General features: G+C 43.7%; 12 protein-coding genes. 6 read left to right on the forward strand and 6 right to left on the reverse strand.

Features of this window, described 5'->3' with window-relative positions; translation table 11 throughout:
• Positions 1-231: 231 nt before the first annotated feature.
• From ISR87_00005 to ISR87_00020, 4 genes are all read left to right on the forward strand, one after another.
• Positions 232-639, forward strand: a complete 408-nt coding sequence (locus ISR87_00005; protein ID MBL7023806.1) for a CBS domain-containing protein — start codon at positions 232-234, stop codon at positions 637-639.
• 144 nt (positions 640-783) lie between these two features.
• Entirely contained in the window at positions 784-1,926 is a 1,143-nt protein-coding gene (locus ISR87_00010; GenBank protein ID MBL7023807.1) for a Re/Si-specific NAD(P)(+) transhydrogenase subunit alpha, read from the forward strand.
• Positions 1,923-2,225 carry an NAD(P) transhydrogenase subunit alpha gene (locus tag ISR87_00015; protein ID MBL7023808.1) on the forward strand — a complete coding sequence of 101 codons (303 nt, stop codon included), beginning with the start codon at positions 1,923-1,925 and terminating at the stop codon, positions 2,223-2,225. Before ISR87_00010 ends, ISR87_00015 begins: the two co-directional genes overlap by 4 nt.
• Positions 2,226-2,227: 2 nt before the next feature.
• Positions 2,228-3,613, forward strand: coding sequence for an NAD(P)(+) transhydrogenase (Re/Si-specific) subunit beta (locus ISR87_00020; GenBank protein MBL7023809.1), 1,386 nt, complete (start codon positions 2,228-2,230; stop codon positions 3,611-3,613).
• A 52-nt stretch (positions 3,614-3,665) separates the two neighbouring features.
• Here ISR87_00020 and ISR87_00025 read toward each other — a convergent pair whose 3' ends face one another.
• The gene (locus ISR87_00025) at positions 3,666-4,112 is read right to left on the reverse strand and encodes a 2'-5' RNA ligase family protein (protein MBL7023810.1); all 447 of its coding nucleotides are present in this window, start codon (positions 4,110-4,112) and stop codon (positions 3,666-3,668) included.
• Positions 4,113-4,272: 160 nt separating this feature from the next.
• On the reverse strand, positions 4,273-7,518 hold the full coding sequence (locus ISR87_00030; protein ID MBL7023811.1) for a lamin tail domain-containing protein: 3,246 nt from the start codon (positions 7,516-7,518) through the stop codon (positions 4,273-4,275).
• A gap of 150 nt (positions 7,519-7,668) precedes the next feature.
• Between ISR87_00030 and ISR87_00035 the strand changes: the two genes are divergently transcribed.
• On the forward strand, positions 7,669-8,247 hold the full coding sequence (locus ISR87_00035; GenBank protein ID MBL7023812.1) for an LPP20 family lipoprotein: 579 nt from the start codon (positions 7,669-7,671) through the stop codon (positions 8,245-8,247).
• A gap of 65 nt (positions 8,248-8,312) precedes the next feature.
• Here the strand turns inward: ISR87_00035 and ISR87_00040 are convergent, their stop codons facing one another.
• Both ISR87_00040 and ISR87_00045 read right to left on the reverse strand, forming a co-directional pair.
• Positions 8,313-9,032 (reverse strand): response regulator transcription factor, encoded by a 720-nt coding sequence (locus ISR87_00040; protein MBL7023813.1) that lies wholly within the window; start codon positions 9,030-9,032, stop codon positions 8,313-8,315.
• A complete protein-coding gene (locus tag ISR87_00045) occupies positions 9,029-10,099 on the reverse strand; it encodes a histidine kinase (GenBank protein MBL7023814.1) in 1,071 nt (356 codons plus the stop codon). Before ISR87_00045 ends, ISR87_00040 begins: the two co-directional genes overlap by 4 nt.
• A gap of 213 nt (positions 10,100-10,312) precedes the next feature.
• On the opposite strand from ISR87_00045, the gene ISR87_00050 reads away from it, so the two are divergent.
• Positions 10,313-11,104: a hypothetical protein gene (locus ISR87_00050; GenBank protein ID MBL7023815.1), complete on the forward strand. Its 792-nt coding sequence runs from the start codon at positions 10,313-10,315 to the stop codon at positions 11,102-11,104.
• 81 nt (positions 11,105-11,185) lie between these two features.
• On the opposite strand, the gene ISR87_00055 is transcribed toward ISR87_00050, so the two are convergent.
• Positions 11,186-11,437, reverse strand: coding sequence for a hypothetical protein (locus ISR87_00055; GenBank protein ID MBL7023816.1), 252 nt, complete (start codon positions 11,435-11,437; stop codon positions 11,186-11,188).
• Position 11,438: 1 nt separating this feature from the next.
• Positions 11,439-12,062, reverse strand: coding sequence for a hypothetical protein (locus ISR87_00060; GenBank protein ID MBL7023817.1), 624 nt, complete (start codon positions 12,060-12,062; stop codon positions 11,439-11,441).
• Positions 12,063-12,105: the final 43 nt, after the last annotated feature.

Consider the following 12,105-nt stretch of genomic DNA (forward strand, 5'->3'; position numbering starts at 1 on the left):
GATATTATGCACTTGGTGATGGTATTTCGGCCATTCTGACCAGAAATCCTGGACAAATCAACCCGATTTACACCAAGAAACACCGATATCGACAACTTGACCTAAATTTTAACTGATATAACGGGGGAACTTCAATTAAGACAAGTATTTGATACTGTTGAATTATTTTGTAAATAAGAGGCTCGAATAGAGAACAAGTAAAATGATCAAAAAGGGAGGCGAGAGGCTTCAATGGACAAGATTAGCGTTCGTGATTTTATGACAAAAGAGCTGGTTGTCTTTACTCCTGAAACGGATATCTACGCAGCTATAGATGAATTGGTAAAATCTGAAATCTCAGGTGCACCTATTGTTGATAAGGATGGCAGGCTGGTTGGCATTATCTCGCAAAAAGATTGTCTGCGTACTCTGGCAAATGGTGCTTTTCACAACGCACCAGCTGGTCCTGTTAGCGAGTATATGACCGAGGCTGTTATGAGCATTGGACCGGATATGGATATTTTTACGGTAGCTGACCTCTTTTTAAACAATGTATACCGTAGAATTCCCGTCGTACAAGATGGTGTGGTCATCGGCCAAATCAGCCGACGTGATATCCTTCGGGCTATTCAGCATATGATTGGCAGCGCCAAAACTTAATTGCCTCGCTCGCCTTGGACCCAGTTTACATCGAGCACCAGTAAGGTAAAAAAACTCCTCTTGTCAAGGGCTCATGTTCAGATATCTTGGCGCCATGAAATTTGATACTAATATTGTAATATTAACAAACACAGGAGAGACCCAGTGAAGATCGGTATACCCGTCGAGACAACTTCTGGTGAGACCCGCGTTGCGATGGTCCCCGGAATGGTTACTGCATTTACTCGCTTGGAGCATGAAGTCATTATCCAGAAAAATGCCGGAGCTGGCTCGTTCATTTCAAATGCAGAATTTGAAAAAGCCGGAGCCAGTATAGTTGATGATGCACCATCGCTTTTTGCGGGAGCAGATGTCATCTTTAAAGTTCAGCCACCCACTGTTGATGAAGTCAGCATGATGAAGGAGGGGGCCATCTATATGGGTTATCTCGCTCCACTGAGTAATCATGAGACCCTCAAGGCAATGAATGCAAAAAAGATTACCAGTTTTGCCACTGAGTTCATACCTAGAATTTCCCGCGCTCAGAGCATGGACACCTTGAGTTCCATGGCTACCCTGGCCGGGTACAAGGCTGTGCTTATTGCTGCCAACCATCTTGGCAAAATATTCCCCTTGCTCATGACCGCAGCTGGATCTATTCCACCGGCCAACACTTTTATCTTAGGTGCTGGTGTTGCCGGACTGCAGGCTATTGCTACTGCAAAACGTTTGGGCTCCCGAGTTGAAGCGTTTGATCCCCGAGCTGCTGTTGAAGAACAAGTAAAGAGCCTGGGCGCTACTTTTGTCCACATGGAGGTTCCTGAAGAGAATGTTGAAACAACTGGTGGCTATGCTAAACAGCAGTCTGATGCATTCCTCATTGCTGAGCAGAAAGCTATCGGCGCACGTTTGCCAAAGGTAGATATTATTATTACTACGGCTCAGATCTTTGGAAAAGCTGCTCCCATTCTCATTACTGAAGAGATGGTAAAAATGATGCGACCTGGTTCGGTCATTGTTGACCTGGCCATTGAAGGTGGCGGAAATTGTGAGATCTCCGAAGCTGGTAAAACTGTGGTTAAGCATGGCGTCACAATTGTTGGGACATTGAACTTGCCTGCCACCTTGCCTATCAATGGCAGTGGAATGCTTGCCAAAAACCTGCTCAATCTTTTCAAAAACCTTTTTCAGAAAGAAGATAACTCTCTTGATTTCGAAGAGGAAGTCACCGCTGGCGCATGTATCACCCACGCTGGCGAAATTCAGAATGATCTTGTTAAAAAATCTATATCAGGAGGGAATGCATAATGGAAAGTCTAGTTGTATCCATCTATGTTTTCACTCTCGCCGTTTTTATCGGCTTTGAGTTGATTACAAAGGTTCCACCGCTGTTGCATACCCCTCTCATGTCTGGTTCAAATGCCATTTCAGGTATTACCGTAGTGGGTGCCCTGTTGGCTGCCAATGCCAATAATTGGAAAATCAGCACCATCCTGGGAGTTCTGGCCATCGTTTTCGCCATGATCAATGTGATTGGTGGATTTATGGTAACAGACCGCATGTTGGGGATGTTTAGAAAAGATAAAAAGACTGAGAAAGGAGCTTGATGATGATCTATTTAGAACAGTTCACCTATCTCCTGGCTTCAGCACTTTTTATTATTGGATTGAAGTACCTTGGTTCAGCTAAAACTGCCCGGAAAGGCAACCAATATGCGATGATGGCTATGGCCATCGCCATTGTAATCACCCTGGTGGTGTCTGGTATCGCCGGTCCCGTTCAAATCATTGTCGGTATGGTTGTTGGTGGACTCATTGGTGGAGTTGTTGCCAAAAAAATCGAAATGACCTCCATGCCACAAATGGTAGCCCTTTTCAATGGGTTTGGTGGTATCGCTTCAACCCTGGTGGCTTATTCAGAATATCTTGAGCCAACCACGCTGCCTGTGACACTGGATGTGAATATTACGCTCATTCTGAGTTTGTTCATCGGTACGGTCACCTTGACCGGTTCATTGATTGCCTTCGCTAAACTACAAGGTCTTATGCCAGGTCGTCCCATCGTTCTGCCCATGCACCAAATACTTAACTTTCTATTAATGATCAGTGTTGTGATTTTCGGTGTCATGTATGTTTTGGCTCCCGATGTACCTATGTGGCCACTCCTCATTATCGCAATTGCTGCTGTCTTTGGTATTACCTTTGTAATTCCAATTGGTGGCGCAGATATGCCGGTGGTGATTGCCCTCCTGAATTCCTATTCAGGTCTGGCTGCTGCTGCAACAGGTTTTGTACTATCCAATAATGTATTGATCATTGCGGGTGCTCTGGTTGGTGCCTCTGGGTTGATATTGACCCAATTAATGTGCGATGCCATGAATCGCAGTCTTTTCAATGTCCTCTTTGGTGCTGTAGGTACCGATGACAGTACAGGTGATGCCGGTACAGGCGGTGGCGAGCAAAAGACAGTGACACGCTATACTGCTGAAGATGCTGCCATGATTATGGATACAGTTCAATCCGTAATCATTGTGCCAGGTTATGGTCTGGCTGTTGCTCAGGCTCAACATGTTCTTAACGAAATGGCTGAGATCCTTACAGCACGGGGAATCGATGTTAAATATGCCATTCACCCAGTTGCTGGAAGAATGCCTGGTCATATGAACGTCCTCTTGGCTGAAGCCAACGTACCATACGATGTGTTATATGAGATGGATGACATCAATGATGAATTCCAGAACACCGATGTTGCCCTCATTATCGGAGCAAATGACGTTGTAAATCCGGCTGCCCGGACCAAGAAAGACAGTCCACTTTACGGCATGCCTATTTTGAATGTTGATTATGCCCGAACCGTTATGTTTGTCAAACGATCCATGGGTGCCGGTTTTGCCGGTGAAGCTAATCCATTGTTCTTTGATGATAAGACTATGATGGTCTTTGGTGATGCCAAAGCTGTGATTACAGGTCTTGTGAAATCCCTGAAAGAAGAGTAAAACGCTTTATATAATTGAATAAAAAAACCTCGGTCCCCGGGGTTTTTTTATGTCAGTTAAATGGAATTCTAAGGATTTCCTGCCATTGATTTGGCGCGCCATTGGTGTCGACCAACACAGCAGCTTCGATTCTCACCGAGAGAGGGGATTCAAGGGCAATGCCGTGCATCAAGATCTTCTTCTGAGATATTTGAAAATTGCTATAGAGCAGGCTTAGGTGTGGCATAAATGCATCTCTAGTCTCTACCTGAAAATGGATTTTTGCGCTGGCCTGCATCTTTTCAAGGTCAGGATTGGGATGAGTGTGCAGGACGATACTTCTGAAGTAGGTATCAAACATCCCGGTATGACTGAAGCTGAGATAAAATGAGGTGGCATCTTTAAAAAACGCCATCATTTTAGATTTTATCCAATCCACATCTGATGTCATTTGACCTAACAAGGTAACATGTGGCGAGAATAGCGCTGTTGTTCCTCTCTCGGAGAGTTGGGTTATCAAGTTTTGCAGATAGTCATATTCAGGACTTGCCGGGATGAGCCAGATTGAATGGCCCTGTGTCTGTTCAGCTACGATAATTTACCCCTTCATCTCATGCAACACTGCGATCTATTCAAGATGAGTCAAAATATGCTGTTTAGATTTTCTACCAAGAGCAATTCTAGCGAATCAAATATACTTTTTTGAGACAGGTCCAGACTTTTCCAGCCTGATCATCGAATAGCAGTTTCATGATATATAGGCCTGTTACAGCCTTGCCCCCATAGTTTGCTTCACCATCCCACCAGACCTGCCCGCGATGACTGACTGGTTTTAATTGAACAGGCCAGGCTATTTGTCGGCCTGCCAAATCAAAAACCATAATGGACATCAGACCCCGCTCAAATGGGAGTTCATATACGATGCCTAATTGATCATCTTGTCCGTCCCCATTGGGTGAGAAGGGATTGGGACTCAAGTCAACATCAAGCTTTGATCCAAGAGCATCCAGGTAGAGGCTGTTCTCTTCACCAGGTGTTGAACCGAACTCAGCTATGCATATACTCCAGTTTCCCGGGTCCTCACCAGACGTGTGTGAGCGGATTCTTTCCAAAGAGCGTCCCGTTACCAACTCTGTAAAGTTGTTATAGGACATCTCATCCATGGTAATGCCCTGGGGATCAAATAATCTAAGCATTTCTTCCGTATTGTTGAGAGTCGGGAAGTGTTGAATTCCCTGATACACCCCTTCAAAGATGTCTGGCCCCATAGAATCATCAGGACCAAAAACGAGGTAATGCTTCGGTTCCAGAAGCAGACTGGTATCAGAAAGACTTACACTTGCCCCTGAGTTATCAGCCAACAGCCACCCCATCAGGTCAATGGTTTTATCAGATCTATTGTAAATTTCCACCCATTCGCTCTGTTCCACCACGGGCAGTGACATCACTTCATTGAGGATAGCACCTGTGGCATTTTCAGAGATATATATCTGTTCGAAGATGGTGTCATCATAGGGGGTTTCATCCCCTTCATAATGAATCGTGACTTCCAGGGTAACCCAGCCTGCGGTTTCTGAAATCAGCTCGATGTCCGTGGTAAGAGTATCTCCTGCGGCCAAATCAACCAGTGTCCATGACCAATTCCCGATTGGCAATTCATTTTGTGCCAGTATTGCATTCAGGACGGCCTCCTCTACAAAATCAACCCCTGCATTCAGTACGGGAATACGGACAAAAAAACCTTCACCCACCCATAGAATCGAATCCAGGGTTGTCAATTCTTGGAGCGTAAGGTTACGGGGTGTCAGAACCGTCGAATTTTTCACCCCAGGAGTAATGCCTGCTGGATCTTGACAGACAGACCAACTGGTTACCAATTCTTGTGACTTCCAGAGCGCTAACCGCTCAAGACTTTTCCCAAATTCAGCATTGGGAGGAGATTCATAGCCATGGGCTATCATCCTGTGACCCAGGGGATCAAGAATGATTATTGAATCTGAGCTATTGTTCAAACTTGGCCAATTTGAAAGCTCAACCATACTGGCAGATGGAGGAGACCAATCAGAGAGCTTGAGGACATCACCCGTCCATAAAAACAGGCTGTCTGGTTGGACAACCAGCTGAGACACCACATCGCCTTCAGCACCACTTCTATCCCTGTAAGTCCAGCCTCTCAAGTCAATTTCTCTTGAGCTTATATTTACAAATTCGAGGAATTCGACCTGATCTTCATGGGGAATATAGTGAATCTCGTTAATTGCTATTTGACCAGGCTGATAACCCAAGATGACCTGCATTGAAGTATCAGCCAGAACCTCCTCACCATGAATGATGCGAATTGGAATCTCGTTATAACCGGGCCACAGCATGGAGCTTGCGAAAGTAAGGGAGTCAAGTCCGAAGCTTGATAGGATGCCAGACCAGTAAATGTCAGCATCAGAATCAAGTTCCAGTATATGCAAAGTGTCCATCCCCATATTTTGAAATTTTAAAAACACTTCAGCCTGTGTCGGCCCAATCATGGTTGGCATTTCTATCTTGATTTCATCGACCTTTATCTCCACGGGAAGCAGATGTCTGGTATTCATTTTAGAAGGGGTTCCCCCATCTGCCTGAATACTGGCCGCCCAGTTTATCTCATCACGGGGATAGATGTTCGGATGACGTCGTTCCAGAGAAGTGGCGGATTCACCCCAACTGCCTCGATAAAATACTGATGCTACTTCATGACCACTGGCATCAAATAAACGAACAGAATCGGACGAGCTATTTAAGGCAGGCCAGGAACTGAGTTCGTGGACTTGTTCTAACTCAAGACCAAAGTAGTTCGCCATATTTGAGGAAGCACATAAGGTCAAATACTCTAATGGATCAACAAACATGAGTGTGTCACTAATCCTATGTCGAGTTTGATTGGCATCTGAAAAAGTCCACCCCTGCAATGAGACCCTTCCATCACTTCTATTTTGAATTTCGATCCATTCCCCCTGTTGATCAGAAGATGGACTGTACATAATCTCCATAATACTGATGCTGTTTCGAGGGTAGGAGCCGACTACTTCAAACCGCAGAGAATCGTCTTCCGCATTTTCATCATTTGCAGTGAACACCCCGGCCTCAAGTTGATGCATTCCAGGGATGAGGGGAAATAGCTGAAGTGGATATGCAATCACTTCCTGTGGCTGTACCTCTGTATTTACCTGTGAGACCATTTCCCACTCGCCATTATTCTTTTCACCATTTTGGTTATCATCGCGATAAATAGAAATTGAAAAAGTTGGCACCAGATTTTCCCCCGTATTTTTAATTCCCAGTATGATTTCCACAGGTTCACCAGCTGTAGACGATTCGATTATCACGTCTACTAAACGCAGATTAATAAGAGGAGGGGTGACTGAATTGCGATATCCAGGTGTACCATTTATCTCCAGGGATTGCTGCCAGACACTCAATGAATCCTGGGTATTCAAAGACACTCGTTCCCAGGAAAAGCCATTTTGAGTTGATGAGACCCAGGACATTTCACTGGAGATTAACGAGTCAGGACTCTGTATGAGAACAGACTCCCCGGCATTGGAAAGTCCACCACTACCAAAACTCCCATCTGTGGAAATAGTATATATTGGAAGCGTGTCATTCAGGATGTCAGTGTATGGTCCTGATGAAAAATTATACCCAGGATCCAGGATAAGGGCGTACCTGGCAGGTTGAATCTCAGTTGGTCCTGATAAATGAGAAATGGTATCCACGCCATTTCCATCACTTAGAATCCAACCATTGATGTGAATCACATGATCTGAGGCATTATAGACTTCGATAAATTCATTTTCATATTCCGATCCCTGAGGATTTGACATCACTTCAGAGATACGTATGTCATTGGCATGTAAGCATATAGCCAATAACACAAGGCATGTCTTGTGCATAATAATCCCATCTGTTTGTTTTGAGGTTTACTCGATGTTTGGAAATTAGTCAGGAACAAAAGCCATTGCCAACTTTTTCATGATATCAGCGAGAATTAACTTATATTAAAATCGCTTCGCCAAAGTGAGTTTGAATAATGAGGAGGAAACATGAAGATAGTAAAACTAAGTTTTTTAATTGTACTGACCGCTTTGGTCATGCTTAACTGCTCAGGTGGAAAAGAAGTCATCGATATGCCCGATGGTGCCAACAATCCCAAGGGACCCGCTGATTTACCCGATTGGTTTACCAATCCCCCTGAAGAAGATGATATGTATATCTATTCCGTGGGAATGGGTGAATCCAGAAAAATGGATTTAGCCATGGACAAAGCCAAACAAGCTGGTAAAGTTGAGCTGTCAGAACGCATTTCAGCCAAAGTCCAAAGCCAGGTTAAAAGTTTTACCCAAGAAGCAGGTATGTCTGAGAATACTCAGATTGTTGAATTCTACCAATCCACCTCAAAAACGGTAACTGACAACACTCTAAACGGTGTTACCGTATTGAAACGCTATCCCTATGAGAAAAAGGGTGGTACCTGGATTGCTTATGTTCAGCTCGGTTTGAAAAAAGATGCTGTTAGTACAGCAGTCGTAAATGTCATCAAGAACGAAGAAGCACTTTATGCTGAGTTTAAAGCTTCACAGGCATTTAAAGAACTGGAAGCAGCAGTCGGAACCGCTAAATAGTCCTTCATACTTCAATTGAAAAAGGCTCTCGTTTGAGAGCCTTTTTTGTTTCACTATAATTCTTCCTAATTCCCTATAAAGTTAACTCTATCAAAGAATTCCTTTTTAAAGGCGTCACCAATAGGAATTTCCCTACCCTCGATCTGGATAAATTGTTTGTGGATAACTTCAATCCTGGGGATAGCTACCAGATAGGAGCGGTGGATCTGGATGAATTCATCTCCTGGTAGTAGTTCGAGCAGCTGAGTAAACGTCATCCGTGATAGCAATTCCTTGCCATCAATCTTAAATATTATGTAATGGCCATCTTTTTGAATGAGTGAAATCTTGCGGGTATCCACCTGGTGGATCTGGGAGCCACTTTTAATAAATATCTGATGAGTGGGGCCTCCCTTACTCGTTCCCACATCTGGTGCTTTCTCCACTCGTTTTTGAAATTTGTTCACCGCTGCCAAAAATCGATCAAAGGGAATTGGTTTTAGCAAATAATCCAATGCTGGAATTTCATAGCTCTCCACAGCATGTTCGGGATAGGCAGTACAAAAAATGATATCCGTTTGCTCCGGAGGGATCAGGCGAGATAACTGGAGCCCACTGAGATCTGGCATATTGATATCCATAAAGACCAGATCAACTGAGTTGCGTGAGAGATGGTTCAAAGCTTCCATGGGATCACGAAACACTGCTTCCAATTGAAGCCAGCTCACCTTTGACACATAATTTGTCAGAATTTCTATAGCACCATTTTCATCGTCTACAATAATGCACTTTACCTGGTCAGTCAAAACTGAATCTCCAATGCAATGGCATATTCATCCTCTGATGTCTCAATAGATAAGCTATGCTGTTCGGGATAATGATGGTCCAGGCGACGCTTCACATTGTCCAGCCCAATTCCCTTGTGGTCAGCTGATGCCCGTCGGTCTGGAAAGTGGGAATTCTTAACAGAAAAGGAAATCTTGTCTGTTGAAAGGTTCAATAGGATTTTGATATAGCCCTGGCCTTGATTATCAATCCCATGTTTAAAGGCATTTTCCACAAATGGTAAAAGAATGAGGGGAGCGACCTGGGTTGTTTCAGGATTTCCTTCTACTATCAGTTCTACCTGTGGTAGATCTTCCTTATCATATTTCAGGAGCATGAGATCTATATAGTTGTTGAGGTGATCTATCTCCTGCTGGAGCCCAATAACATCACCCTCACTATCATATAGCATATATCGCATTAATCCGGAGAGACGCAGAAGGGCATCGCTGCCTTCCTGGTCATGGTGACGTTGGGTAATGGCATAAATATTATTCAAGGTATTAAACAGGAAATGTGGATTGATTTGGGAGCGAAGATATTTTACCTCCGCTTCAAGATTCTCCAGCTCCAGACGCTCTTGTCGACGAATCTGCTGATTTCGTTCACGCATGAGCCCATAGAAGATGCCCCCTACCATTACCAGCACATTTCCAGGGAGGATGGTCAATTTCAAGATCTCTTTCCGGGAGGTTAGCAACATCTTATCAGACACCTCTCCCGGTGAAGTGGGGAGATTGAATGCCCTCAGCACCAGTTGGTCCCATCCCCATTCCAAACCAGAACCTAATAGTAACAAACCCACAAATAACCCTACAACTTGCAGGAGGGTTGCCAGGTTGAGCCGATTGGGAATCAAGGTTCGCGCCACCAGCATAACCAATGCGACGGAAAGTAGGATATCAAAAATGCGGACTGCATACAGACTGCCGTCCAAATTATTAAACTCGCCGTAAAACACCGGCCTGGTGGCAGACTGAATCGGCGAAAAATAAGCAACTCCAAAGAGCAGTATAAGCAGGACAGGTTCTATCCATTTACGTAACATAGTGAGCCAATATATCTTTTTTTTTTACTTCTTCGACCCCTAAGGCGCTCAAACCATGTATCTCTGGCACAAATGACGCATTACATGGCACCAACGAGATATTGAATAAATCAATTGATTCAGAGCCACGAATCAGTGTATTCATGCCATTTCTCTCATTTGCTCTTTTTATTCTCTATCTTCCCCTCCATAAACATTGAAAAGGAGTCTAATATGACATCAAAGAAACACATACTACTTATACTGCTTCTTGGGGTTTTTGCCCTCTCAGCAGTAGCCCAGGAAAAAAAGGTCATTGTCCATAAACAGCCCCAAGGAGAGAAGCATCATAAAGAGATCTATCTCATCCAGGATGGTGACGAGTCAGATTCAGTAGCTGCAAACATCATTGTACATAGAATGCCACGACATGAACAGAAAGCCGCACGTATCGTCATCAAGAAATCAGGATTTTTCAAAAAGAATAAGATCATCATTGATTTTAACCCAATGACTAAAAAGATCATTAAAGTTTTGGATAATGAGAAGGAGATGCCAGAAAAAAAATTCCATAAATATCAGGAATACCTTGAGGATGCCACTGAACTCGCTTCCCTGGAAGCTCTCCATCCCGTTATGGAAGAGATGGACCTGAAAATTGAATTAGGAGAACTGCCCAGCCTTGAGGGTTTAGAAGGCTTGGATTCTTTGATTGTCCATCTTGAAGCGCTTGAATCAGCACACGCTATTATTAAAAAGAAGCACTACAAATCGATCAAACAAGTCATCAGGCTAGACAATTTGGCCGAGACCATTCAAAACATTCTGGCAGAAAGCGGTGCTACCCCTCCTCAAAAGATTGAAACCATCTCGATTGAAAAGGGCAAGTTTTTTGTCAACGGTGATGAGATAATAGGTGATACTGGCCAAAAATGTCTTCAGGCCTATATGGCCAATTCAGACCTTACTCCTGAAGATATGCAGAAAAAAGGAGAAGAGATCAGCATTAAAATTCTCTTCGATTGATCCAACAAAAATTGATTCTTCCACTAACGCTCGACTATCGGGGTCCGCGCTAGTTAAAAACCGCTCGCAAGGGCGGTTTTTTTATTCATCCCCCTTATGCGAACGGCGGTCTCGTTCATTTCCGAACTTAAATTTGCCTGTGATCTTGGCCATAATATGTTGAGAGTCCAGATCACCAGCACCGCTAATCTTAAACAAAAATCGCTCCGCTTCTTTCCCCTTGATAGTTTTGGCAAGTCGACCTGAATAAAATATTTGGATCTGCCCATCTTTTATTTGCTCATAAGAAAAAGGCTCATGGGACAGGGGATCGCCTTTCTTGAATTGATTCATGTTAACCAACCTCCATACTCATCATTAAAAAACCGGTGAACGCAGCATTGTTGGGTGCCAGTCTGCTATCAACTTTGGATTTCATCTCATTGATGATAGAACGGAATTCATGATAAAATTCCCAACTGGGACGGGGTTTGTATACCAGGGAATCCAATTCGAATTGTTGGATCACCCCCTTGGCCGTTGTGGGTTTAACAAACACTTCTTCATATGGCTTATGATACACAGGAAGAATTGAAATGAGAGACCACTTGGCCAGTTTTCCAGTGAGCAGCACATCCAACATCATATTAAAGCCCTGCTCTTGATTACCATGCAACATTTCTTTCAATCCATTGGCAAGAATAGTCTCATGCTGATGATTTAGTGTGTTTACAAAATCTCTAAACTTGGGTTTCTCGAAGAGACTGACCATGGATGAACGACTCACAAACTTGCTCATGGCTTGAACAATGGTTTTAGAAACTCCAAATTGATCCTCTGAGAAGGCTTCCTGAACCTGAATAATGGTCTTGTCCATATTATGTTTTTTACCCACAGCTACCATATCAGGGTGTTCAAATCCTCCGGGATACATGTTGAAGAATTTCTCTTCTGCCAGTTTTAGCTTTTTTAAATTCATTATCTACCTTAGCATCAATTAAGTTGACTATTGAAATCTTGGG

The sequence above is a fragment of the Candidatus Neomarinimicrobiota bacterium genome (genome assembly GCA_016784545.1).
Classification (GTDB): domain Bacteria; phylum Fidelibacterota; class UBA8477; order UBA8477; family JABMPR01; genus JABMPR01.

Coding starts and splice junctions, on each gene's coding strand:
- ISR87_00055 (MBL7023816.1), bottom strand. CDS start 11,437: ATGAATCAATTCAAGAAAGGCGATCCCCTGTCCCATGAGCCTTTTTCT.
- ISR87_00045 (MBL7023814.1), bottom strand. CDS start 10,099: ATGTTACGTAAATGGATAGAACCTGTCCTGCTTATACTGCTCTTTGGA.
- ISR87_00050 (MBL7023815.1), top strand. CDS start 10,313: ATGACATCAAAGAAACACATACTACTTATACTGCTTCTTGGGGTTTTT.
- ISR87_00005 (MBL7023806.1), top strand. CDS start 232: ATGGACAAGATTAGCGTTCGTGATTTTATGACAAAAGAGCTGGTTGTC.
- ISR87_00030 (MBL7023811.1), bottom strand. CDS start 7,518: ATGCACAAGACATGCCTTGTGTTATTGGCTATATGCTTACATGCCAAT.
- ISR87_00035 (MBL7023812.1), top strand. CDS start 7,669: ATGAAGATAGTAAAACTAAGTTTTTTAATTGTACTGACCGCTTTGGTC.
- ISR87_00020 (MBL7023809.1), top strand. CDS start 2,228: ATGATCTATTTAGAACAGTTCACCTATCTCCTGGCTTCAGCACTTTTT.
- ISR87_00060 (MBL7023817.1), bottom strand. CDS start 12,062: ATGAATTTAAAAAAGCTAAAACTGGCAGAAGAGAAATTCTTCAACATG.